The 25,294-nt window shown below is 40.5% G+C and carries 22 protein-coding genes and 1 pseudogene; 2 read left to right on the top strand and 21 right to left on the bottom strand.

The genetic code is table 11. The features are described 5' to 3' along the window. Positions 1 to 33: 33 nt before the first annotated feature. The 9 genes and pseudogenes from ACR65H_RS12840 to ACR65H_RS12800 all read right to left on the bottom strand — a co-directional run bounded on the left by ACR65H_RS12840 (position 34) and on the right by ACR65H_RS12800 (position 11,974). Positions 34 to 2,598, bottom strand: a complete 2,565-nt coding sequence (locus tag ACR65H_RS12840; protein ID WP_440500732.1) for a hypothetical protein — start codon at positions 2,596 to 2,598, stop codon at positions 34 to 36. A gap of 40 nt (positions 2,599 to 2,638) precedes the next feature. Further along, positions 2,639 to 2,914: pseudogene (locus ACR65H_RS12835) on the bottom strand (type I restriction enzyme endonuclease domain-containing protein); the annotation flags it as partial. A 140-nt stretch (positions 2,915 to 3,054) separates the two neighbouring features. Then, on the bottom strand, positions 3,055 to 3,936 hold the full coding sequence (locus ACR65H_RS12830) for a hypothetical protein (protein ID WP_440500731.1): 882 nt from the start codon (positions 3,934 to 3,936) through the stop codon (positions 3,055 to 3,057). Positions 3,937 to 4,208: 272 nt separating this feature from the next. Continuing rightward, positions 4,209 to 7,370: a type I restriction endonuclease subunit R gene (locus ACR65H_RS12825; protein WP_440500730.1), complete on the bottom strand. Its 3,162-nt coding sequence runs from the start codon at positions 7,368 to 7,370 to the stop codon at positions 4,209 to 4,211. A gap of 23 nt (positions 7,371 to 7,393) precedes the next feature. Next, positions 7,394 to 8,575: a restriction endonuclease subunit S gene (locus ACR65H_RS12820; RefSeq protein ID WP_440500729.1), complete on the bottom strand. Its 1,182-nt coding sequence runs from the start codon at positions 8,573 to 8,575 to the stop codon at positions 7,394 to 7,396. Then, the gene (locus tag ACR65H_RS12815; RefSeq protein ID WP_440500728.1) at positions 8,565 to 10,157 is read right to left on the bottom strand and encodes a type I restriction-modification system subunit M; all 1,593 of its coding nucleotides are present in this window, start codon (positions 10,155 to 10,157) and stop codon (positions 8,565 to 8,567) included. Before ACR65H_RS12815 ends, ACR65H_RS12820 begins: the two co-directional genes overlap by 11 nt. Before the next feature lie 249 nt (positions 10,158 to 10,406). Further along, positions 10,407 to 11,114: a recombinase family protein gene (locus ACR65H_RS12810; protein WP_440500727.1), complete on the bottom strand. Its 708-nt coding sequence runs from the start codon at positions 11,112 to 11,114 to the stop codon at positions 10,407 to 10,409. 302 nt (positions 11,115 to 11,416) lie between these two features. Continuing rightward, entirely contained in the window at positions 11,417 to 11,620 is a 204-nt protein-coding gene (locus ACR65H_RS12805) for a hypothetical protein (RefSeq protein ID WP_440500726.1), read from the bottom strand. 243 nt (positions 11,621 to 11,863) lie between these two features. After that, positions 11,864 to 11,974 (bottom strand): putative holin-like toxin, encoded by a 111-nt coding sequence (locus tag ACR65H_RS12800; RefSeq protein ID WP_336822731.1) that lies wholly within the window; start codon positions 11,972 to 11,974, stop codon positions 11,864 to 11,866. Between the two features lie 333 nt (positions 11,975 to 12,307). On the opposite strand from ACR65H_RS12800, the gene ACR65H_RS12795 reads away from it, so the two are divergent. Then, positions 12,308 to 12,508, top strand: a complete 201-nt coding sequence (locus tag ACR65H_RS12795; RefSeq protein WP_440500725.1) for a hypothetical protein — start codon at positions 12,308 to 12,310, stop codon at positions 12,506 to 12,508. A gap of 92 nt (positions 12,509 to 12,600) precedes the next feature. Here the strand turns inward: ACR65H_RS12795 and ACR65H_RS12790 are convergent, their stop codons facing one another. From ACR65H_RS12790 to ACR65H_RS12750, 9 genes are all read right to left on the bottom strand, one after another. Beyond that, complete coding sequence (locus ACR65H_RS12790; protein ID WP_440500724.1) at positions 12,601 to 15,801, bottom strand: coiled-coil domain-containing protein; 3,201 nt, start codon at positions 15,799 to 15,801, stop codon at positions 12,601 to 12,603. Next, complete coding sequence (locus ACR65H_RS12785) at positions 15,798 to 16,487, bottom strand: hypothetical protein (RefSeq protein WP_440500723.1); 690 nt, start codon at positions 16,485 to 16,487, stop codon at positions 15,798 to 15,800. Before ACR65H_RS12785 ends, ACR65H_RS12790 begins: the two co-directional genes overlap by 4 nt. Further along, positions 16,453 to 17,841 (bottom strand): hypothetical protein, encoded by a 1,389-nt coding sequence (locus tag ACR65H_RS12780; RefSeq protein ID WP_440500722.1) that lies wholly within the window; start codon positions 17,839 to 17,841, stop codon positions 16,453 to 16,455. Before ACR65H_RS12780 ends, ACR65H_RS12785 begins: the two co-directional genes overlap by 35 nt. Further along, positions 17,817 to 19,028, bottom strand: coding sequence for a hypothetical protein (locus tag ACR65H_RS12775; RefSeq protein WP_440500721.1), 1,212 nt, complete (start codon positions 19,026 to 19,028; stop codon positions 17,817 to 17,819). Before ACR65H_RS12775 ends, ACR65H_RS12780 begins: the two co-directional genes overlap by 25 nt. Before the next feature lie 108 nt (positions 19,029 to 19,136). After that, positions 19,137 to 19,346 (bottom strand): pepsin/retropepsin-like aspartic protease family protein, encoded by a 210-nt coding sequence (locus tag ACR65H_RS12770; protein WP_440500719.1) that lies wholly within the window; start codon positions 19,344 to 19,346, stop codon positions 19,137 to 19,139. A 165-nt stretch (positions 19,347 to 19,511) separates the two neighbouring features. Continuing rightward, on the bottom strand, positions 19,512 to 19,760 hold the full coding sequence (locus ACR65H_RS12765; RefSeq protein ID WP_440500718.1) for a hypothetical protein: 249 nt from the start codon (positions 19,758 to 19,760) through the stop codon (positions 19,512 to 19,514). Between the two features lie 152 nt (positions 19,761 to 19,912). After that, positions 19,913 to 20,536 (bottom strand): hypothetical protein, encoded by a 624-nt coding sequence (locus tag ACR65H_RS12760; protein ID WP_440500717.1) that lies wholly within the window; start codon positions 20,534 to 20,536, stop codon positions 19,913 to 19,915. 19 nt (positions 20,537 to 20,555) lie between these two features. After that, positions 20,556 to 21,191, bottom strand: coding sequence for a hypothetical protein (locus tag ACR65H_RS12755; protein ID WP_440500715.1), 636 nt, complete (start codon positions 21,189 to 21,191; stop codon positions 20,556 to 20,558). A gap of 76 nt (positions 21,192 to 21,267) precedes the next feature. Beyond that, the gene (locus ACR65H_RS12750) at positions 21,268 to 22,257 is read right to left on the bottom strand and encodes a helix-turn-helix transcriptional regulator (protein ID WP_440500714.1); all 990 of its coding nucleotides are present in this window, start codon (positions 22,255 to 22,257) and stop codon (positions 21,268 to 21,270) included. Between the two features lie 451 nt (positions 22,258 to 22,708). Here ACR65H_RS12750 and ACR65H_RS12745 point away from each other — a divergent pair, with 451 nt between their 5' ends. Next, positions 22,709 to 23,368 carry a Pr6Pr family membrane protein gene (locus ACR65H_RS12745; RefSeq protein ID WP_440500713.1) on the top strand — a complete coding sequence of 220 codons (660 nt, stop codon included), beginning with the start codon at positions 22,709 to 22,711 and terminating at the stop codon, positions 23,366 to 23,368. Positions 23,369 to 23,432: 64 nt separating this feature from the next. On the opposite strand, the gene ACR65H_RS12740 is transcribed toward ACR65H_RS12745, so the two are convergent. The 3 genes from ACR65H_RS12740 to ACR65H_RS12730 all read right to left on the bottom strand — a co-directional run bounded on the left by ACR65H_RS12740 (position 23,433) and on the right by ACR65H_RS12730 (position 25,027). Further along, entirely contained in the window at positions 23,433 to 23,870 is a 438-nt protein-coding gene (locus ACR65H_RS12740) for a general stress protein (protein ID WP_440500712.1), read from the bottom strand. 188 nt (positions 23,871 to 24,058) lie between these two features. After that, positions 24,059 to 24,523 carry a GNAT family N-acetyltransferase gene (locus ACR65H_RS12735; RefSeq protein WP_440500711.1) on the bottom strand — a complete coding sequence of 155 codons (465 nt, stop codon included), beginning with the start codon at positions 24,521 to 24,523 and terminating at the stop codon, positions 24,059 to 24,061. Between the two features lie 27 nt (positions 24,524 to 24,550). After that, entirely contained in the window at positions 24,551 to 25,027 is a 477-nt protein-coding gene (locus ACR65H_RS12730; protein WP_440500709.1) for a GNAT family N-acetyltransferase, read from the bottom strand. Positions 25,028 to 25,294 lie beyond the last annotated feature (267 nt).

Here is a 25,294-nt window from a genome sequence, read left to right as displayed (position 1 = left end):
CAGAAGTGTTCGGGTGCATGGTACTAATTTGAATCAGCCTGAGATACGTTCCATCTCCATCGACTGAAGCATCTCATCTGTGAAGGCTTCCATATCCAATGTGGCTTGTTCAATCAGTCCATCTTTTAAAAGCTTCTTGAATTCAGTTGTAACTTCGGACAAAAGGAGTTCGTCAGCGTTTGTATCAAACAAACTAATCAATGATTTTTTAAAATAGTTTGGCCTTGAAGATATACTTTGGAAATTCAGAAGATACAATTCATAAATTTTAATCAGCACTTCTGTTTTTATAAGTTTAGCACGAGCATTTATACGTTTTGTCTTCAAATAGCTGTTCATAGCTTCAATTTTTTTTACATCGACATTATTGGATATAATTAAGTGTGCAGTGATTTCCAAATCACTTCTTAAATAATTCTCTAAGAAGTCCGATCCGTAGGCCCTGGTTATATAGTCCTCTGCTTTGCGTTGTTCAGCGATATTTAAATCATAACCTGTTGCTAATCTAGATAATTTGCAATCGTATGTGTAAGCGCACTTCTTCTCTTTACTTTTTGTTTTATAACTAAGAGTGAATACACCTTCAGGAAGTATCTTTCCACTAAATTTCGATCCCCATTGCGTAGAATTATGTGTGAGATCATTAATAATTGCATAGACATCGTGTTCTAAGTCATTAGCGGTGTACTTGTCGTTATTTTCAATTATACCCAGAGATTTATAAGCCTCAAAAGCGGACTTGGCACTTGATTGTTTCTGTCTTCGTAGAAACTCTGAAGAGATCTCTTTCATATAAGTCTGGAATTCTTCAGTCTTATCCATAGTATAAAAAAAGCCATAATTTTTTGTGATGATAAAACTGTCATTGTATTTCTCAACATTTACTTTATTTGAACCTATATATACTATAGCAGTCGGCATGACCATTCTATTGATTTTGTTTATAACCTTAAGAGGCAATTGTTGATCAGTGACCAAAAATCTAATTTCATCCCCGGTATCTTCATCTTCTACTATAAGAAATTGATATACTTCTTTGTCGATTGTTTGTCGTCCGTCTTTTGTATTAGACCAAGGAGAACCTAAGAATCCTCTGATCTTTCTTTCGAATACTTTTACAGCCTTATCCTTGTCCATTTCTAAAGTAATATTTTTTCTACTTTTTAGGCCAACCTCACATTCTGGGCATTCTTCTTCACTCTCATATATTTCCCAGCAGACGGTGCAAAACTTTTCGATATGCTCTTTCCTCACCATGACCTTTTTCTTCAACAAATCCTCAAATGTTCCTTTTGTCAAATCATCTAAGGGTTCTTCTTTGGTTAAGCCCATTAAATAATCCACTTTCTCTTCTATATCTCCATTAAAGTGTAGATTGGAAATAGGTTGATCGAGCGGGATGGAAAATCTTTTTTCAAATCTTTCCCTTAGATGTTTTTTAGTTTCCGAATCAAGACCACTATCATCCAATGAAAAAAGGACGTCCCCGGATTCTAAGGCAATAGCACGAATGGTCCTTGATGTTTTTGCTGATTGAAGTTTCAGTGATTTTATATCCTTTAAATCGCTTAAGTCAATAACCCCGCTTTGATGTGCCTGGAAGACCGCTTCCATAACATCACTGTCATTCAATTCAAAATGAATTAATGGAGATTTAGGTAAAGTACTTTTACTAAACGTAATAGCTGAAATCACTATACCATCAGTAGAAGGTCTCACTTGTTCAATACCCAGAATAGATTTTTTTAGAACAGCTGCATCATAATCTATGTAGGGATCCGTTGCAACTTCATTTAAGTGCGCGCCAAACATTGAGGCAAGAAAATCCAATAATGCATCCCTTTCCCTCAAAGTATAATCTCTGATTTCCAATGTGCTATCCACTGTGTTTACCGCGAACATGATTGACTTTACTTCCCGATTCCTAATCGGCTCCTCAAAATCGGGAACAGTTTTATCGTTTATCATTTTATATAACTGAAAAATAACCAAATCGCTGAATTTGGCATAAGAGTATATTTTGTATTCATTTGCTTGTCCCGATTTTTTGTAAAGGCGATTGCATAAATCATCTCTATTACTACTGTCGGTGGCTATCTTCAATATCTTTTCCTTGTCCTGCTTATTGGAGTAAGTAAAGAGTGTATTTGATGCTCGGCTTCTCCAATTATGATAAGTCAAAATCTCGAACAAGTGACTTGGGGATTGTTCATAAAGCGACCAAACAAGAGCGACTTCAGATAGATAATCCAATTGAAAATTCGCTTGTTGAACATATTCTTGTATCGTCATTTTCTTTCGGAAGGTGAATTCTTTAATCAGTAAGTACAATTTCTTTTTATGATCGGAAACTTCCGTACCAAGCAATTCGTCTGCACTTTCAGTTTGTTCTTCTTCATACAATAAAAATGATGATATTTCCAATAAAACACTTTTTTTCTGCTTTCTTATATCAGCATCAAAGTAACTGTTAAGATTATTAAATTTCGTTTCTTTTATTAGCTCAATATTTAAACCAAGTTCTTTCCAATAAGTCTCCTCATTTAACTCATCAAGCTTTCCATATTCATTATTTCTAACAGTTACTTTTTTACTCATGTAAGCACCCCTTCATCCTTGATAAGAAATTACCCTTCACCTACATATTCCCAGCCATCAACTCCGCCTGCTTCGCCACAGTTACTACCGCCATCTTCTGCAAATCAGGCGGATACCTTCACCAGTCTGCGCACAGTAATCCGCATTTTCGCCCTTGCCAATTCCCGTAAATTCCAGTCAATTTCTCTTTAATCGCTTTCGTCAGCTCATGCGCAATCACTTTTAGGATGTCATCCCTAGCACTTGCTCTGTTGTATAATGAAGAAAGTGCGCCGTAAAACGCTATTTCCACCTGAATCACGCCAGTGTTTTCACCAGCTTAGTAGGAGTAATGTTAGGGCCAGGTTCTGCAACAATCCAAAATTCATTAATACCCTTGCACTTGAAATTATTTCTATTGTAGAACCACGGGAAATTTCCTTTTACGGCAGTAATGCTACGATTGTTCAAATCAAGTCAAAACAAAGCAGTTCTAGACAATATTAGAGATGGTAAGCGCATTCTGTTAAAGTTCAATTTTTTCTCATCCATTACAAGCATACCGAATTGGCCATCCCTAAAAACTACTTCCCCAATTACCGTAACGATAATTTCATCTTCACTTTCCTCATAAAGTTTTTTTAACCCCTCGATCATCGAGCTAGTATTGAGAGACGAGTTCTGATAAAAAAATTCTTCTAGATAAAGCGGGAAGTAAACATGCTCATGCTTATCAACTATTGCGACAAGCGAATACTTTTCTTCTATATGAACGTCTCTTAAATTGCCTACAGTACTAATTGTCAGTCCGATATCCGAAAAAACAAAGTCTGCTAATGACATTCTTTTCTTTACAGTCGGATTTCTTTTACCTTTTTTAACTTCTTCTACATTTAAAGAGGTTGTCGGAAGAGTTACGTATACGTCCTCGAAATCCATAGAGTCTTGCCGCTCTATCACTTTGTTTTTTCGTTTTCTTGCATTGGTAGTTTGTCTTTCTAATCTTTTCGCACGTTCCTCTTCGGTTTCATTAAACCTATCAAACGTATCGTTCAATACGTTTTTCACATGTTCTTCTCGTAATCTCGATATATTTTTACCAACTATACGGAAGGATTTCGCACCCATAATCGTCTCCCTGTAGTATGGACAATCCTCAACATGATCATAGCCTTTCCACTTTTTAAAATATGCTATCTTAACTCCCTCAGGTACGTATACTAATCTACAATTACATTTCGGGATAGCGCAGTACAAATTCTCTTTGATAGTTAGGTAATCAGCGTGGCTAGTTATCGTTTCTAATATTACAACTTCTTCATTACTCCCATCTCTAAAAATTGCTCTATCAATTCTCATAACAAAACTCCCCTTCTTTGTCGTTTTTCATGAGACCCTATTTGGTTATATTATACCATGGAAAGTGTTGGAAATGTACAAGGGTAGTGTGAAAGTTATGACTTGATAATTTATAATGGTTTACTAATAAGGTTAACCAGTTTTTGAACAGAATTCGTGTATTATAAAACATTACCTTAACCCAAATAACCCTCGAGTAAATTTCACTGGAGGGTGTTTAAGGGGTAATTATTCTTCTCTATTGTTCATGCAAAACAAGGCATAGCTAGTACCTACCGCAACTCATCCCCATAAGGCACAATCTCCTCATTCAACACCTGCAGCCACTCCCGCTTCATCTGCGGACCATATTTCAACGGCTTCGCATCCGGATTTACCTCTTTATACTTATCAAACTGCTTGCTGTCGAGGATTGCTCCGATGTTTGGGATCGTGTCAGATCCAGGTACGTATTGGATGGCGGAAAGGTGAAGCTGGTCTTCATTGACAAACCATGTGTTGGACAAGTTCTCAATTGCACTTTCATAGGCATGTGTAAAATAGCGCCGTTTGACAGCTAGGATATCTTCATCCACATCGATTTTTCCTTCGTCGATATCGTTAAGGATCGTTTCATAAACATCCTTTGCCGCTGCTGGTTTGTTCAATTTGGTAAGCGCTTTTTCAATCTCTCCACGAGTATCCTGGTTGTGCGCTGTATATGTTTCTAGTAGACGGTCGATGTAAGTGGAGTCGATGTCGTAGAGCTTTGTCGTATTGTCTCCATAAAACTCAATCTCAGAGAAATCCGGTTCAGCTTCTCCGCCTTCTCCCTCTTCTTCCATCAAGGAACCCTTTACCGTGTTATAAACGCCTAGGTAGTTTTCCAACGTTTTGACCTGTTCCTGCAACGCTTTGGATGTTCCCATGTCATCATTGTAGTCATCATAGGTTACAAGGGCTTCGTAGGCGTTATTCAATTCCTGGAAGGCTTTCACAAACTCAACGCGCTGCTCCAAAGGTGAATTTTCATCGATTTTTTCTAGGTTGGGAACGACAGTAGTCAATGTTTTATGAGCTGCTTTAAACCGTTTTTTCGACTTGTCGTAGGACGGATAGACGAGTGTAGTTTCTTCTTGGGCCTGTGAATATAATTTGGTTGCATCTTCCACGTTTTTTTCCATTATCGCTGGCTTTCGGAATGTGACAATCAAACCTTTTGTCTTGCCAGGAAAAGTCCGGTTCGTCCTTGAGAAGGCCTGGATCAAGTTTGCGTAACTGAGATTACGATCGACAAATAACGTCTGCACTGTCGGTGCGTCAAAGCCTGTCAACAGCCGGTCTACAACGATGACCAAGTCGACTTGTTTGCCGAACGCTTTGAACTCAGCCCGCTTCCGTGCCAGGCGGTTGTTGATATCGCCATTATAGCGTTCGATGTCTTCAATCGACCAGGCCGTGCCATAGTAGACGTTGTAGTCCTTTATGATTTCCTTCATTTCATCCTGTGACTGCTTTGAATCCTCTTCGTTCTCCTGAAGCGAGTAGGTGATGGCGATACGCGGAAAATCCGGATCGTCCATTGTACGTCCCGTCCGAATCGGATGCCCGGCGAATTCTTTTGTCAGCCAATCGGGATCTGCCGTCATCTTTTTAATGGCATGGTAATAACGCTTCGCCATATCGATGGAGCTTGTCGTCAAGATTGCTGACTTTTGCGGGCGTCCATTTTGAAAGTCGAATTTCGTATAGGCATTATCCGGACGAAAAATCTTGTGTAGCACTTTTTGGATATGATCTTCACTTTCATAGCTTGACGATTCGATATATGTTTCCTTTTCAATCCGCTCCATTTTGTCGATCAGATCATTCAATTCATTGTCAGTAACGCTTGCGTATTTCTCTTTTTGGCGCAGTTGCTCAAAGATATAGTTATCAAGTGATGTTGGTTCGATTGTATCTTCATGCTCCACTTGAAAGCCTAAAACCGAGCCATCTTCCAAGGCGTTCTTAATGGTATATGTGTGTAGCACTTCTCCGTACTGATCATGTGTTGTACGAGCAAGCCGGCCTTTCGCCTGCTTTTTGTTTTGTTCAAATATCGGCGTGCCTGTGAAACCGAACCAAGTGGAATTAGGAAAGAACTTTTTGATAGCTTCCATTCCTTCTGCACTCAGTGCCCGATGGCATTCATCCACGACGAAAACAATATGTTGGCTTATGAGATTCTTGAAGCGCTGCGTCCCCCGCTGTTCTTCCTGTCTTTCCGCATATCGAAGAGCAGCCTCCAACTTCTGACGTGTCGTAATGATCACGGTATTGGAATTGGCACTCGACAGGAGCGTTTCACTCAATTCACGTGAGCTCCCTGTACCGACTATTAAACTATTTGACCTGGCAGTGCCGGATGATATTCCTGTATTGAACTCGGAAGCAAACTTCGTAAATTCACTTGTTGTCTGATTGTCCAGATCTTTGCGGTCGATGAGCATGACAGTGCGGTCTACCCCCGGTTTCCGTGCAAGCAGCTTGGTCGACACGAAACTCGTCAACGTTTTACCTGAGCCCGTTGCATGCCAAACGTATCCCGATTCATGCTTCATCGCTGACGTAAATAATGCTTCGATTGCGTGTATTTGATACGGATGCAAAACCATCAGCACTTTATTGTCTTGATCCTCACTGACAATCGTATAATTCGCAATGAGCCGATGGGCATCCGGTATATTCATTACTTGTTTAACGAATTCATAGAGGTTGTCCACTTTTCGGTTGTCGGTCGTGCGCCAACTAAAGACAAACTTCTTATGCAAGTCCTTCGGCATCGCATTCGCAAAATAACGCGTTGTCTGCTCATTCGAAATGACAAACAGCTGAAGCGTGGAAAAGATGTTATTCCGGAACATCCCTTCTTCTGCATATTTCTTTATCTGATGGAACGCTTGGAATACGCCATCTTTTGCACTCACTTGTTTCAATTCAATCTGAACAATGGGCAGTCCGTTAATCAGCAGGGTGACGTCAAACCGGCGATTTCGTCCATCATCACTGACTTTCTGCTTCGCAATTTGGTGTACAACTTCATACGTCGATATGCCGCCGCCAATGTCCTGGTTTGAGTAGAGAACGAGCGACATCGAACCAAGCGAAACATCTTCCCGCTCAATAGTAATGCGCGCAATACCATTCTCCCCTTTAAGCCACTTGGCCGCGTCAAAAGGAGTTTTCGTTTTTAGCAGCAATTCAGTCTTGATTGTCTCGAATTCTTGGTCAGTCAGCGGTGTTTCGCCGATCTCAGACAAGTTGTTCTGCGTGATCTTCTTACGCAAGTTAATCCACAAGTCCTCTTCCGACTTCAAATCCGGCCGATAGTTCCACTGATTGTGACCTTCGCCAAGAACCTCGATCAGTCGACGTTCCACTTCCAATTCATCTCTATGCTGAATCTTTGTCATGGGGCATCCTCCTTTCCAGACATTCAAACAAACATCTTTTGCAGGAATGCTTTTTTGGTTTGTTGTAGGGCTTCTAGTTCTTTTTCTTGGAGGGCGATTGTTTTATCGATTTTCAATAAAAAACTACCAATTTTAACTTGTTCTTCATAACTAGGGACTAGGAGTTTCAGGGTTGAAAAATCGTGATAACTTATACTTCTGCCATCTCGAATACCATATGTCACTCCTTCTAATTTCTTGATAAAACTATTGCTAGATAAAACATACTTCCAAAAGACAGGATAATGTTTTTCTATATCAATAAAATCCAACACAGTATACGCAGGAGAAGTAATTCCTTCAATATTTGAAAAAGCAAAACCGCCTTGAAAGGAACGCAGATGAATAACGAATTGCCCAGGTGTGACTCTTTTATATGTTATAGTCGATTTCGCATCATAACTTATATTAATCCCTAAGTCCTTCCTGTATACCATTCCCTTTTCTTGCGAAGCTGAAATCACGGGAAGTTCAGGATGGTTTTTTTCTGAAATTGCTTTGAAGATTTTTTTCGCCTTAGTAGATACCCATTCCCCACTAAACCCCGGAAACCGAACTTCTGGCACGTACTTTCCTTCTTTTGGAAACATCTTTTGCAAGAACCCTTGTTTTGTTTGTTTGAGGGCGGTTAGTTCTTGTTTGTGAAGAGAGATGTTTTTATCAATTTGTTTGAACAGCTTGCCGATACTTTGTTGTTCTTTAATAACAGGAAAATGGAACCTTCTTTCCTCCATAGAGGCTTTGGTAATATGAACCATAGTAGTTCCATTCGTTGTTTGCTTTATTCTTTCTTTATCATTTTCTAACCAAGTATACAGGTACTGTTTATCTATATTGGAATCTTCAATTTCTAATTTCCATATATGGTAATGATATATCACACGCTCTTCATTCCAAATTTCCGGGCCAAAACTAGTTGCCCACAGATAAAGCAAGTCTCCCGGATTGGCATATTTATTGTCTTCCAGCTCAAGATCAGAATAATACCATCTGTCATTAGTATTGAAATTCCCAACACGTAATACCCTGTACTTTCCTTTATCAAGTAATTCTTGTTGTTTATATGCGCGACCATTTATAAACTTTACGGAATTCCCCAATTTAGCCTGACCCCATGTATCAGTAAATCCTGGAAATCTAACTTCCGGTTCATTGTTATTTCCCATGATTAAACACCTCTAATGCACCTTTAATCCATTCCTCATTTTCTTTTCCGCATTCCAATAAAGAAATCATTTCAAACAAGCTGGATTCAAGTTCTCCTTTTTCTCTCCTAATGTCTATCAAAGCTTTACCGACTATAGCCATATCAACCGGCTCTTCTTCTTCAAATGTATCGACATAACGCGGGATGTTCAGGTTAAATTCATTCTCTTTAATTTCTTCGAAGCTGGCGAGATGGGCATACTTCTCAACATATTCACGTTTCTTATAGGTTTCGACTATTTTATCAATGTTCTCGTTGGACAACTTATTCTGATTCTTACCCTTTGCGAATTCCTGACTTGCATCAATGAATAATACATCCCGAGTTGTACGATTTTTCTTTAGAATAATAACCGTCGTCGGAATGGATGTACCAAAGAACAGGTTTGCCGGCATACCTATGACCGCGTCGATGCTTCCGTCTTCCAATAATTTCTTTCGGATAACTCCTTCTGCTGCTCCACGGAATAGGACGCCGTGCGGCAAAACAATCGCCATTGTGCCGGAATCTTTCATGTGGTACAGTCCATGTAATAAAAACGCAAAGTCTGCTTTTGATTTCGGTGCCAATCTTCCGTATCGGTTGAAACGGGAGTCATCCAGGAATGTGTCGTCTGATGACCATTTTGCTGAATATGGTGGATTCATGAGTACCGCGTCAAACGTGTACGGCTCGTCAGTTGGCCAGTCTTTATTCAACGTATCCCCATTGCTAAGACGCATGTCCTCTTTATCGACTCCGTGCAGAATAAGGTTCATCTTTGCCAGATTGAATGTCGTCGTGTTCAGTTCCTGTCCGTGATACTTGACGCTTTCAGGATGATTGATGTAGTTCCGGATATTCAGCATGAGCGATCCAGATCCCATTGTCGGGTCATAGACGCTAAACAATTTCTTATCTTCCTGCCCCATTGCAGCAATTCTTGCCATCATGACCGAAACTTCATGAGGGGTGTAGAACTCTCCGGCCTTCTTCCCTGCTTCAGAAGCAAATTGGCTGATAAGGAACTCATACGCATCCCCGATGACATCGCCGCCATGTCCCAATAGATTAATTGGGTTCAGCTTCTTAATGACTTCTGTAATGGTAATGTTACGTTGTTGGGCATCTGCCCCTAGTTTTTTGGAAGTTAAATCGACGTCATCAAACAAGCCCGTGAATTGGTCATATTTTGTAGACAAGTCGATAAACGCTTTATTCAAATCGTTTAGCTGAAACGTGTTTTGTTTTGCTTGGTCGGTAAGGACATTGAATAAGTAAGGTGGCTCGATGTCATATCCCAACGTATCAACCAGTGTTTCAATTAAGTCAGCTTTAACATCTTCATCTGCCAAAAGTTCTGTATATAGTTTTGTCTGCTTTTCAGCAGTATCGTATTCTTCCAGTGGCTCATCCGCGATTTCAACTACTTTCACTAAAAGCCGATCAGATAAGTATTTATAGAAAATTAAGCCCAGTAAATAGTTTTTATACTCGGATGCATCCATTTTGCTGCGCAGATTGTCCGCTGCGCTAAATAATCTAGAATTCAATTCAGCCATTTTCTTTTCCCCGCTATTCAATAGTTATGTAGCATTACTTTTTTCATAAACTTACTGTTTTCCAGTTATGCCTATATCTATCATACCAATGATAGCAAGCAGCGACAATACTGTGGAAGACAGTGTTGGAATTTATTTGGAACGCAAAAAACACTTTCAAAGCTCTAGTTAGAACTTCAAAAGTATTCGATGAATAAATCACTAACCCAATGATCCCGTTCCGACCTAGGAAGTCTTCTGTTGCGTCTTTTATTTCTTGTTTAAAGCGTTCTGTTCTGCACGATATTCTTTTAAACGTCTATAAAATGTCGCTTCGGTTAGAACACTCTTGCCGTCAGCATCGAATCCGTATGCGTCGATAATTTCATTTACAGTTTTAGTACCGTTTGCTTCTGCAAACTCAATAACAGCTTTTCTGTATAGTTGTTTATTAACCTCTTTTCGACCGAATTTCACCCCGTTTGCCTTAGCTTGTTCGATTGCAGGACGTGTACGTTCTTGTATATATGTACCCTCAAGGTTAGCCAAGAGATCAAAAACAGTTAAGAGAACCTTCGTTCCAACTCCTTCATAATCGTCTTTAGATTTTCGGGTATCAATTCCACTTTCAATAACAACTAGGAAAATGCAAGCTTTCGTTAATTGTTCAATTGTGTTAATCACTTGAGAAACTGAACGCCCTAAACGGTCTAACTTATAAACAACTATCGTATCGCCTTTCGTAACATATTCCAGTAATTTCGTTAACTCTGTACGATTAGACTTATCTCCACTAGATTCATTTTCGATAAAGACATTGTCTTGTAGAACTCCGAATGCTTCCAACTCCATCAACTGTTCCGTTAAATCTTGCTTGATCGTTGATAGCCTAGCATAGCCATACAGGTTGCCCGTTTCTTCTGTTTCTGCCAATAACTGAACAGCTTTTGAAATTTCTTTATTTATTTTGATAGACATGTGAAAGTCTCCTATTTAATTTAGCATTAAAAATATCTAGCAAATAAATACTATCAAACACTGCACAGATTTGATAACGGTATAAATTGGATCTGATGGTAAGGAGTTAGTTTATGCTTCTTTTATAGGTGTATAACGTAATCGTCGCGATTACTGCCACGAACCTAACCGTGTTACAGACAGATTATATGGAGAGGGAGAACAAAGAAAATCTACTTGTTATTGATTAACAAGCGTTATGAATAATAATAATATAATAGGTTCTTTTCTTTAATTCCGGAAAAGCCTTCCGGTTTCTCATTTCAATCACGACTCTCAGTGCCTGTATGATAAACAATCGTATTACCTTTTGCTCGAAGGAACTCTTTCGCAACCATGTTAGGATTGTCTATGACAAGAATAAGTGTTACATACATCACGATTTTTTCATCTGCTATGCAGAAGTCAAGGATATTCAGTTTTACATATTGATTTGGGTGTAATTTACAAACTTCTTCCCATTTCATTGTAACTCCCCTTGTTTCATTTCGGATTCTTTAAATTGTTTGTTAATTGATTGAATGGTTATAAGTAGTAATATGCAAACTCCGTTTAGTTGTGGTAAACTGAGCATATAATAAGAAAAGACCAGATGCTGGAACATCTGGTCGATGCAACGGACATACCGCAAGAAGTGCGGTTGACCAGTAAAGTTGATATTTTTGCATAGAAGTAACTTCCCTGCTTACTTGGACGTTAGCGGAGGGTGGTTACTTTTTTCTATTGGTGTATAGAGCAATCATCGCTACAACTGTTGCTGCCGCTGTTGCGAGGAATATTCCAAATTGGAACATCATGTTTATTGCTTCGTATGTCACCACTTAAACACCCCCTTTCCAGGGAGTGTCAACCGCCCATCCGCTATATGTCGTTGCTACTATTAGTCTACCATATTGGCATTTAATTATCGATTGAATAATAAGAATTCTCTTTATGTCTCCTACACGAAATGATGAAGAAAGAGAAAAGAGCAAGAATCATGCCCTTACTCTATGCCTGCTTCCGGGTATTTAACCGTACCCAAAACTTTTCCGGTGTTTTGATTCATTGCATCTAGTCACTTTCAGCTTATCTGCACATCCTTAATAAAGGCATAGTCTCCGGAGCATTTCTGGCATGTTGTTTGAAGTTTTATTGCAAAGGGAGGATTCGATTTGAGTAAGAAACAGGGACGAAAAAAGCAGGTTAAGAAAGAATTGTATATTGCTGAGTATGGTCAGAATGAACATTTCTTTTTCATCGCAGGTTTTACAGAAGGCGGCGTCCCGTACGGCATTACTTGGGAAGAGGCTTTTGCGCACGGATTGGTGGAAGAAGACGCACCTTCCGGAGTCAATGACACTTTACCATTTTAAAGACTTAGCACAGTTCAATGCTCTCCAGACTACCATAATATTAGTAGTAAAGAACCCAAACCGTCATTTGTTTGGGTTCTAAAAAACAAGACCTATTCAGCTATTTTAATCCCCCTAATTTTGCTGCTCACTTCCTTCGGATCATGGGAGACAATAAACGCTTTTGAAAATTGGTGGTAATACTCATCTTCATGGGCTTTCGGAGACAAGATGATCAGTTTTCTTTGCAGTTTGTTAGCATACAGTTCAAATACAGTGGATTTACGTTTTTCATCAAGTGCACTATCAAATTCGTCGAGGACGATAAAGCCGGCTTGGTTTTCGAGGTTTTGCAACAACGATAGTGCAAATAGGAGTGAGCTTAACGACTCTTCACCACCCGATACACCTTTTCCAACCCGACCGCCCCTCGCTTTCAAGCTTACATCCTCAAACTTTCCTCGATGCCCTTCCTTCCGCACATATATGAACAGTTTGAATATAGGCCGTCCTTTTTTATCGGTTACTTTTTCGTACTTAATTTGACCTTCAAATTGGAATTCACCCATATACTCTTGAAAAAGCAAGTTAATCTTGGTCACTTGCATTTGTATTGCTGTTTCCAATCTCTGTTCGTTTATAATAGCACGCTCTTCGTTTTCCTCTAGAAGACTTCTTGCGGATTGCAATTCCTCTTTTTTCCGTTGGAATTCTTGTTCTAACGTTCGGTAATTCTCCACAGCATTCGGGTCGATATCCTTTTCGTTCCGAGCATTCTCAAACTCAACCTTCGCCTGGGTCTTATGCATTTGCAAATCGTATTTAGATACTTCCGTCTGCTCTTCTTGCAACGCTTTCCGTACCAGATCAGGAATCAGCTGTGTTAGTTCAAGCATCTCTTTTTCATAGTCCAAATAACGACCCAATAGGGCATTTTTCTCGTCTTCTTTATCACGTATCTGATTTTCAATTTGCGCCAATACACGCTTTGTAGCTACTAGCTTATCCTCAATATCAGTTTCTTCTCGCTTGTATTTTTGCAAGATGCCTTGTATTTCATTCAAGTTCCTATTTATCGCTTGAATTGACCGCCGGATTGCTTGGACATTTTGGGCCAGCTGTAGTAATTGTTGTTCTTGCTCTTGCAAGCGCTGTATCTTTTCGGATTGTTTTCCAAACTGCTCATACACCAACATATACTCTTCAAGGCTTTTGATCAGTTCCTCTTCTTTGTATTTATCTTTCCAAAGAGCATCCTTCTGATTTTCAAGCTCTGTTTTACGTCTTTCCAATTCTGCATGTTCATCCGCTAAAGAACGCAGTTGATCAAGTCGGTATTGCTGATCTGCTTTCGTGGATAAAAAAGCTTCCGCGTCAATCACTTTTTGCACGTCTGCGTTCCAGACACGATACTGATCATTATCCGTTTCAAACTGCTCTGTCAGCTGTTGAATATCATTCCGAAGCTCATTGATTCGCCGCTCCAGCGTTTGTCTTCTCTCTGTTAGTGCCCTCTTGCTTAGAATATACGTATTTTGCTCTTGAGGCCCTCTACTTCCTATCCGATCTATCAGCAATCCCTTTTGGAGATCCGGGTAATCCGGGTCAAATAATCTCTCCATCCACCAAAGGACGCGTGCCGCTTGATTTTGCTCATGAACAGATAGATTCTCCTGCATCTCCAAGCCATATTGGGGAAGAGTGATAATGGAACGGTCCGGCACCAATTTCTCTAAGGAAACATGATATAAATCATTAATCGGCTTGCAACTTGCTGCTTCATAAAAAACTGTATATTTAATTGCATCGAATAGACGCTCGCTTTCAATTGGAAGGTGATCTTGTAATTTTATAAAATGCCTGAGCGGGTATGCCCGGATCCCATGTTGCTTAAGATGATGAATTGCCTGGGTTTGACGTTCCGACTCAACTCGATTTTGAGTTAACATGGAGAATTCCTCTTCCAGTTTCCTCAACTCTTTTTCCTTGGCAGTCTTCAGATCTTTTGTCATTTCCAATCCTTCAGCTAATCCAATAATGTCCTGTTTCAACTGGTGACTGGATATGTATCTTTCAATCCATTTTTCTGATTGCTTCCTTTTTTCATCCCATTGCTGGACAGCAGCATTTACCTCCGCATACTTTTGGCGATTTACATTAATTCTGCCTGCGACAGCTTTCAAATCCTTTTCGACTTCCTGCTCATCCATTTCCAAGTGCTTTACTTTTTCGTTTGCATTCGTCATCTTCTCTTTCGTCTCAGATTCCGTATAGGGCAGTTTTGCATAGGCATTTTTTAGTTCACTTAATTCATTTTGAAGGGCAGACACTTCTTCTAGTATTTTTTCTTCCTTCTCTTCTTCTAAGGATAATTGTTCCTCGGATAGTTTCAGCTGATTATGCTGCTCTGACTGCCGCGCTTCTGAATCTCTACGCTGTCCCCTCACCCGTTCTAATTCTAACGTGTTATGTTGGACCTCTTCTGCCAATTCTTCCTGCTCGAATTTCCGATCTTCAATGTACTTCTCTGCTTCTTCCATTTCCTTCATAGTCGTTAATTGAAGGTGATGTGTCGTGAACGCATATGATTTTCCGTGTTCGTCCAGCCGCTTTTTATTATTTTCATAGCGGTCTCTCTTATTTCGTGCAATGTCTAACTCCATTTCATTGAATTTCTGTTGGCTAGACGCCGTCTGGTACGCATCTCGAGCTTCTTTCACGACTTCTAAACTCGTTTCCCAATCTTTTTGTATTTGGTCAATCTTATGCATTTCGCTAAAAATGCGGAACCTCTCTTCAGGAGCCATAACCGAAAATTGGTTCACTTCTTGCTGGTACCATATTAAATAGTATAGATCGGGGTGGACTTTATATTTAAATTCCAGTTCCCTTTTATAGGCTGTGAAATTATTTTTCTTCGCGTCTCCTGAGCGGAATGCTTGCCGGAGCTCCAGCTCGTCTATTTCGTCTCCGTCATGAATTTCATAACGCAGCTTTAGAAGCTCATTCGGGGCCTGTTCAATAAGTAAACGAAATTCGATGAAAGGAGGAGCATCCACTCGAGAGATCCCTTCGTTTTTAAATAATAGATGAATTGCCGCTCTCCATGTCTCATCCGTACGGAGATTCTGAGATTTCAACCCTTCAATATCCACTTTACTGGAGCGTAAAACAGCTCCCATGCAAAACGAAATGGTGGATTTCCCTGCCCCATTTGGTCCAGTTATTAAAATGTGTTCATTTGCTTGGTCTAACAACATTTCCTCCGAGCCGTAATCCCGGATCCCCGTAAATTGCAAACGCCATGGGATCAAAGGAACCCCTCCCCTTCATACAAATTATATCTGTTAAAGAATTTCATAACGTCTTCCTTCGATAACTGGCTTGAATGACTGAATTCCACCATTCGATGCAGAAACGAATCCGAAAACATATTTACGCCAATTACCGTTAAACGATAGGCTTCTTCCTGTTCGGACAATTGGTGGGGTTCGACGGCTCCGATTTTCCGTAATGTATCTATCGCCAACTGGATACGCCTACTGCCTTTTTTCACCTCATGTCCAAATGCCTCTAATAATTGGGTGAGTAACGTAAATTCATGTTTTAATACTTCTTGCTGATAAAACATGAACAGTAACACGGCCAACGATTCCTCCGACAAGGTATGGCGCGCTGATCTTGCCGGAACTCGAAGCATAACCACTACTTGATCCCTTTCTTCATCGTAAATAAGGCGATAATATCTTCCGACTGCCTGATTAACACGTGAGAGGAAAGAAAAAAAGTACGCATCATTCCGAGTAACTTCCAATAATTTTTCCACTTCTTTACGGGAGAGACCAAAATTATTCGCCCGGATCGTTGCACTTGAAGAAAATAGAATGGACATAAATGCTTGTTCCTCTCGAGAGGTCAACACACTACGTAGCGTTTGGAGACTGTTTAGTGAAAGGTCTTCATTATTATCGTTTTTGGATGTTGAATTTTCGGTCGTCATCTTCAATCCACTTCCATTCCTTCTCAAATTCAATTACGTCTTGCTTGGCATCCATCTTTACTCTTTTATTAGCCTCAAGTGCTGCAATGCCCAAAAGTTGTCGAATTGCATCTCCCCATGAATCAGAACCCGTTTCAATGATGGCTTCTTCCAAACCTGCTTTCCCCTTCTCCTCTAAATATGTTTCGATTTTCTCAGTGTCAACCGCTGCTTTCGTCATCAGCCAACTAGCGTCCTCCACCAATTTTTCAATGGACTCCCTATCTACTAGTTCTTCCTTGAACTCAATTACAGGTTCTTCGACTATTTCCGAGACTGCCGGCTCATAGTTTTCAAGAAACTCTATCCCTCGTTCAATTTCAGCAGGTGCTAAAGGACTTGCATATTTGACAGGTACCCAAATTCCATCTAGCTCCTCCCCTTCATACTGACCTTGATCCATAAAACTGAATAACTGATGGGCATTCGGGATTTCTGATTCTAGAGGGGGATTGTACATCTTCGTTATGAACATCCGCACTCTTTCTGGCGAAATGGTTGTCTTGAGGGGTGTTTGCTGAACATTCATGAATTGCAGATATTTATTGATCATGCCAATTGAGAGACTTGTCCCTTCCGTCATAGCTGCTGTACCACTTTGCATCAGATGACTCAGCACAAGGCTGTCTTCAATCGTTTCGAATTGCTTAAGACGGTCATCTAACTTTTGATCCAGATCTTCCATTAACGTGTGAATCAACCGCAATTGAGGTAACGCATTGCGCTCAGCCAGAAGCTCCAACTCCCGCTCCTTCAACAAGTCGATGGCATCTCTCACATTGCGGATCATGCTAGCAATGACATTTCCTCCTGAAATGCCTTTATCATCATAGGCTTCACTAATTTCGGCATCACGTCTTGCTTGGAATAAAGAGCGGCCAATATCGTCTTCTAAATAATATGCAAGCGAATCATTGGCCAACCGCGTCAATGCATGCATCATCCTCTTACCTACACTCATCATTTTAATATGGTTGGATTGTTTACTAACCCAGTTATTCGTAGAAAGGATATTGATGATTTGGGCGACTCGTGTCTTAGATGGCGGATCTACGTCATTAAACCTGTCTAGATAGCGATAATATAATGTTTCCGTATTATCGATTGGACCCGAAAGGCCATAAGCTTCTTCGTGAATCAATTCAATAATACGTAAGAAACGAAGCATTTCTAACGGCGTATCGAACACCGCTTCACCTGAAAGATCTTTCATCACTCCAGCTAACGAGATAATATCCCGCATAGCTCGAGCCATTTCGGGTTGTTGATGATCCGCTTGGAAAATTGAGATTATTGGTTGATTACTAATTTCCACTCAGCTGGTCCTCCTAATGTCATTTCCTGTTCTGCTTCATTGCTGCTCTTCACCCAAGCAGAATATTCTTCATGATCGCCAAACACCTTTCCATCAGTGCCTACAAAATGGACTTTCATTCCATCCACGATACTAGCTAATTCCCTTGCGATGACAATGCCAGCAGCATCGTAATCGACCCAGATTATGATTTGCTCGATGGATGAATTTCTACACAATTGTTGAATCATCTTCCTATGTGCCCCTCGAACTTGTCCATCTATCCCTAATACAATTGAAGAAGTTTCCCACAAAAACGTGAGTTCTGTTGCCATTCTCGTCAGAATCGCTCTGTTTTCAACGAGCCAAATGACGTTGGCAGTTGTCCGAAACTCTTCGGCGGAGACTGCAATATCCGTTGTAGCATGCACAACACCGATGGAATACGTGGAGAATTCTCCTGTAACGTTCCCCGTGAAGAAAATCGGCACAATTGAACCTGTACTTACGATTCCGACTTCACTAATCGGCGCCTCAATCCATTTTTCAATACGTGCGATAAATGCTTCTTTATAAGTATCGAATTCTTTCGAGCCTCCGATTCTTCTATAATAGGTGGCTCCGATTTCTTTATATTCCATTCGATTTTGCTGCTTTTTCAATTGAAGGAAGGCAATTAAGAAATGGGTGAACTTATAGATACGCTCTTTGCCCCAACCTTCGCTATCGACTTCTTCAAGGGCAAATCGCTCCATCTCTTGCATTAAATTTTGCGGTAATCTATCCCGTGATGCGTTAATTTCACTAAGTAATTTTTGTGTAAGCAGTCGATCGGCTTCTAAATCTTCTTCGATTTTCCGTCTTTCATACTCATACAACCCTGGCCCCATACGATAATCAATAGACGCCGGCGTTCTCCCATCAGGTTTGAAACGGATTTCCTGAATGAGCCAACCTTTCTGTAAAGCTTCACTTTGTAATTCATCTGATATAGGCAATTTGGTTCTGCGTGATTTTGGTTTCAAACCTAGTTGGACAAGTTCCTTAGCCGGAAACATATCATATTCGGTGGATGCTAGTACATTGCCCAGCGTCTTAAACGTGCGCGCCGTCCATTTTTGAATTTCCCATTCCTGATTGCCAACTGGATGGATAGATTCCCCCGCTTTGCAAATAAATGTTTCCAAAAATTTTCTCACTGTTATCATGTCTATCCTCCTGCTACTAAACTATGTGATGATTTACATTTCTCATAACTGACCGGTTAATAGAAGAGGAAGCCAATCAAAGTAGCATGATTGGCTTCTCACTATTCATTATTCGCTTTGATTAATCTCCAAGTTCTTCAAATTAATAATAAATTGACCGTTCATTAAGAAATCAAGACCTAGGAGGCCATTTATCCCCCACTCATGCAGGTCACCAAAATCTAATTTTATCTCTTTTATTTCATGAGAACCAAGTTTTATGAGATCCACAGGCTTCCGAAACGAATATTCTTCACCACCAATACCATAGGAGCTCACTAAGGGGTCTCCATTCTCAAAGAAAATACCTAGATCTTCAACAATATCTGAAGATCAATGTATGAGCTACTCCCGTGTCAACAACAAGCCTGTCCAATATTTTGGTCTTCCCTTTGTAAGAAATAATCATCTCTACCTCAAGTAACCGGTTTACAACTTCCAGCTTCATAGTCTCAATCCTCTTAAGCCGGTCGGATTTCTTAATTCAATCATAATTTTTTCAGTGCCTGTATGATAAACAAGCGTATTACCTTTTGCTCGAAGCAATTCTTTCGTAGCCGTTTTAGGGTTTTCAATGACATTTATTAATGCTACATCTGTCACGATTTTTTTGTCGTCTTCTACATGAAAGTCAAGGATATTAAGTTTTACGTATTGATTTGGGTATAATTTACGAACTTCTTCCCATTTCATTTGTAAAGCCCTCCTTGTTCAGTGTCTTACCTTTATTTTAGCATATTCCATGGTATGTCTATAATGAATCATGCATAAAATTTCCGATTTATTGCTAAACAAAATAGAACACAGGTGAGACTTCGAAATCCTGAATTATTTTCCGATAATCATCACTCCATATCCTCAAACGCCTCCGGATAATCAACCGTACCAAAAACCTCCCCAGTACTCTGATCCACCGTATCAATCGACACATTCAACTTCCCTTCATCCACACCTTCAAACAACTGATAAAACATCCCGGACATTGCAAGGCCAAGTGCTGCGAATCCATCAAAGCTGTTTTCAAACGCTTCCTTGTCGACTTCTAGTGTGAACTTGGAAAAGTCTTTGTTGTGATCGATGTCCTTGATGGAAGCAAAGTCTTCATCATTGATCAGTTCATCCACATACTCCGTAACGTTTGCTTTCATTTCTTCCATCATTTCTTTATGCTTCGCTTTTGTCATTTTGTATGTGACGGATCCGTCGTCGTTTTTCTTGACGTCTTTGATGCCGTCTTCTTTTGCTTCAGCTACGACGGTGTCGATGTCTTCGCCTTCCATGAAGGAAGCTGGGATTGTTACTTCTACGTTCAGTAGCCCTTTATCAACTGCTACTGCTCCGCTTGTTTCTTCGGTCTTCTGATTTTCTTGCTTATTGTTATTCTCTTTTTCGTTAGCTTCGTCCTTCGATGAACAAGCCGCTAAGATGAGTAAAGACAACAACAGGAATGCCAACAGTTTTTTCTTCATTATTTTCATCTCCATTTATTTACTGTACTAAAAAGAACACCGGCGATCCTTCGCTTGAATCATATGAAATCTTGAAGTCATCTTCAACTTTCACTTGATTCATAATATACCCTTCCGCTGTGCCGCCATTGTAAAGTTCCTTTGATAATTCGTTTGGAATGACAGCGCTCGCCCAATCATAGACTTCCCCATCATTCGATACGAAGTTGAAATTCATGCTGGAGAAGAACAGGCTATCGTCTTCCGTTTCGGATTCTTTTAGGAACCCTTTCACTTTCACCATTGCGTATTCGAAGCCTTCTGCTGCTGGTTCATTGAACATATTTTCTTTTTCAATGATCGCCCATGCTTCTTCGCCGCGGATTGTTTCAAGCAGGGTGATCTCGACAAGTGAATCATACGAATTGAAGCTGTCATCGTAGATGTTCTCTTTCACCGTAATCGTATCTCCAAAAGGCAATGGGTTAGAGCGCGTTCCTATTGGCTTTTCTTTCTCTTCGACCTCTTCTTCTGCCACTTCAGTTGCATCATCCTCCACATCCGCCGCCACGTCACTATTGGACTTCACTTCACGGCTATTTTTTTCATCGATATCCCCGCAGGCTGCTAGTAGAACGATCATGAACATGCTGCACATCATCATTATTTTTTTCATTTGAAACCCTCCTTGTTTGTGTACTTTTTCATTGTAAGTTCCCGAAAAAAATAACCTTTGCGGATATCCACAAAGGTTACTCATATTGTTCGTATACTTTTTTGGCTTCTTCTTTCATTCTCAATACGAGTTCTGCAGGATGGATGACTTTGACGTCGCCGCCCCACCGGAAGAGCCAACGGAGGAGGCCTTCACTCATTGCAACTTGCGCCTTCAATAGAAAGGTTCCGTCCTGCTGGTCTTGTATATTGGCATCCACTCCGAAACGGTCGATGACAATGTTGATGAGCGGATTGGCGAACTTCGCTTCCAATGAAATCATTTCGCCGCCAAACATATGGAACATCTTGCTTGTGTACTCGTGAAGATTGAAATAAGGGTCGGGGACGAACTGCTCTTCCTGCATACGGACATTCCGCATACGGTCGAGTCGGTATTGCCTTATTTCATCTTCCCGCTTGAAATGCGCAACGAGATAATAGCGATCATTGTTCCAGACGAGGGCAAGCGGTTCGACGAGATAGTCCTGTCCTTCATTGCTCAAATTGAATGTAAGGTCTGTTCCGTAACGGCCGTATTGAAAAGCGACGACTCGTTTGACATGGATGGCTTCATGCAAGAGCTGGACCGTCGCTACAATTTCGCCTGCCTCTTTTGCTGACGGTTCTGCTATATGCAACTCATTCGTCAATTGCTTCGCCAATCTTCTGCTAGTCAGCTTGCGGATTTTCATAAGGAGCCGGTCTGTTTCCTGTTTGGAAATGAATTTTGCGGCACTGATCGCATCCATGAGTAGGCGAAGTTCGTGGATTTCAAATGGCCTGCCGTCATAATAATAGTGTTTCGGCAGTCCAATTTTCTCTTGGACTGCTGTCACCGGGAATACGATTGAATCTTCGAGCGCAGTCACATCATCCCGCACAGCCCCGATACCCACTTGCAAATCCTCGGGGAAACGGCTATGTATGTCATGAATTGACAGCATTTCATCTTCGTCGGAAAATGCTTCTAAGATGCAGATCACTTCGAGGAGTCGTTCTCTTGCGTTTAACGAATTCCGGGTCATTGTGATTATCCTTTCCGGTTTTGGACTTTGTTTCATTATACATATTTCTATAGTTCACTGTTTTATTTAGTTAACTCAATATTCATATAACTTCCAAGTGTTTGTGGTAAACTAAACATATAATAAGAAAAGACCGGATGCGCGAACATCCAGCCACATAACGCAACTAACATACCGCAAGAAGAGCGGTTGACCAGTAGCGAGATAAAAGTGTTACAAGAGGTAATCACCCTATCTACTAGGCCATAGCGAAGGGTGGTTACTTCTTTTTATTGGTATATAAAAACGCATAACGTTCCGCTTCATCATCTGTGACGCCCACTTCCATAAGCGCATGCTTGAATCCACCAGCACCCGAGTTGGCTCCTATAACTGCCCCTCCAATCTTTGAATTATTAACGGAATAGTAGTATAATTAGGGTGAACTGTAAAATCTTCGGTGGTGGGCGAATTGATTGAAACAGAAAAGACGGTCAAAACAAAGTTGATTTTCCATATGATCATCTCTGTCATAGGTTTCGTCAGCATTGTCTTACATATCGTTTATTCTCCTGCTCCTTGGATCTCTATGACAAAATTTACAATCCAATCAAACCTTATTGTATCCGCAACATTTTTACTGAGCGTGTTCGCCATGATATCGAGAAAGTCATTGAGTCCCGTATTGGAATTCTTGAAGAATTGCTCGGTTATTTACATGTTTATCGTCATTGCTACGTATCATTTCCTTCTTGCAAGTGGCGGTGAATATGCTGGGATTCGGATCATCACGAACTTTACACTTCATTACTTACTGCCAATTTTTGTTTTTACGAATTGGATCGTTTTTGAAACGAAGAAAAAGTATAGCTATAAGCATATCTTTTATTGGATGGTCTTCCCTTTGCTTTATTCTGTTGTTTCGTTGCTGCGTGGATTGATTGATGGTTTTTATCCTTACTTCTTTTTGAATCCTCATGGAGAAATTCCAGTAGGTGTTGGCAGCTATTCAAATGTTGCCTTATTCATAACTGCTTATTTATTTATCTATGTGATTTTGGGCTTTTTATTGATTCTATTAAATAGGATCTTTTTAAGCTTCAGACCAAGTACGCGAATATCTTCACAATAACAGCATAAGGAAAACCAGCCAAAGATATGGCTGGTATTTTCATTTATTTAACTCCAATCCGCCATCACTCTCTCGGATGGACAAACACTAGGATTTTACCTTCCTCAGCATCTTTCGCATAGCGTTCCGCTTCCTCATCTGTAACTCCCACTTCCATAAGCGCATGCTTGAATCCACCAGCACCCGAGTTGGCACCTATGACTGCCCCTCCAATTGTTGTCAGGATAGGGCCTGCTGCCAACACGGCGCCAAATCCGGGAATCAATATTGTGGATAACCCTGCGATTACTCCCGCTAAGCCAATCGCTCCTCCCGTTGCGGCTCCTGCGATGGCTCCGTCTCTCGTCGAGGGCTTTATTTCCTCTGCGATTTCAGGCAGCTCTTTTGTGTTTTTAGCAATGACTGAAATTTCTTCAGTTGTATAGCCTTTCTTTTTTAAATCCTCTACAACTTCGACCACTTGTTGTTCATTGTCGTATACGCCAATAATATGATTTTTCAATTTTAGTAACCTCCCAATTATATATATTCTCTACCCGCTATTTTATTTTTATAGACATGGTTATCTTTAGACATATTTACTTTATATGTTCATCTAATTGGCATTATTGCAAAGGCTGTGAGATGGTTAATTGATCAATAAAATGCCTATGACCAAACCCTTGTCCTCGGCTTGGTCATAGGCATTTTTCAATTCAACTTCATCTTCATTCCTTCATGGGTAGCCTGAAATCCTAACCGTTCGTAAAAGCGGATGGCGTCCTCCCGTGTTTTATCGGTCGTGAGCTGAACGAGGTGGCAGCCACGCTGTTCGGCTCGTTGGATTGCCCAGTTGATGAGCTCTGTTCCGATTCCTTTTCCTCGTACAGTTGAACAGGTCCTTACCCCCTCTATCGTTGCACGCCATCCACCTTGACGGGTCAAGTGCGGGGTGAAGGTGATTTGTTGGACGCCGACGACTTCATCTCCGAGACAGGCAACGACTAGTTCGTTGTTGGGATCTGCATCAATCGCCCGAAACGCTTCATGGTACACATCCGGTAATGGCAGTACGAATTGTTCCCGTGTAGCGCCTAGCTTATCATCCGCTAGCATTTCCACGATTCGTTCCAAATCTTGTTCTGTCGCTATACGAAATATCACTTCATTCGCCAATTGTATAGCCTCCTATTTTCATCTTGCTTACAGGGATTTGCTCAAAATTTCTCCAGGCAACCCTCCGATTTCACAGACCTTTTCCGATGTAAATCCATACTTGAGAAGGATTTTTCTTGATGGGATATTTTCCGGGTCGATAATAGCTGTGAGGCGGCTTACATTTGTCTGCTTTGCCAATTCAATTAGTTCAGCTGCAATGAGGGTGCCATATCCTTTGTTCCAGTAGGCTGGCAGTAGCATGTATCCGATTTCTGCTTCATCCGGATTATCTTCATTTACGGTAATATGTCCAAGCCCTATATAATCCTTGTCAATCACTTTGTAGGAGCCAAACAACTCGTGTTTGCCGTTGCGTTCTAGCAGTTTTTGATAGTTCCCTTCCGCTTCATCCAATGGAATTGCCCGCTCCGTGATTTGTGCCATGACGGATTCATCGGATACTAAGTTGAAATACTTCTCGAAATCGTCCTTCATGAACTTTGCCAACTTCAATTTTTTCATTCCTTCAACCTGCCTTGTGATTGCATATCAATCCAAACTTATATTTCTACTTTCTTTACTTCTTTCGTTAATAAGAGTTGAAATCCTTCATTTCCCTTTAAAATAATTTAGCAGGTGCCTGTGCAGCGCACATTTATGACAAGTCATTAAAAAGTATATATATACGCGAAGAAGCCAACCGGCGATTGTTCGCACTGACCTAAGAAAATGAGACAAATAAAAACACCTTACGTTGAAAAACGGGTATTGAACCTTAATACATCAACG

This window comes from Sporosarcina sp. SAFN-015, from assembly GCF_059415085.1.
This window is presented reverse-complemented; position numbering and strand designations above follow the sequence as displayed.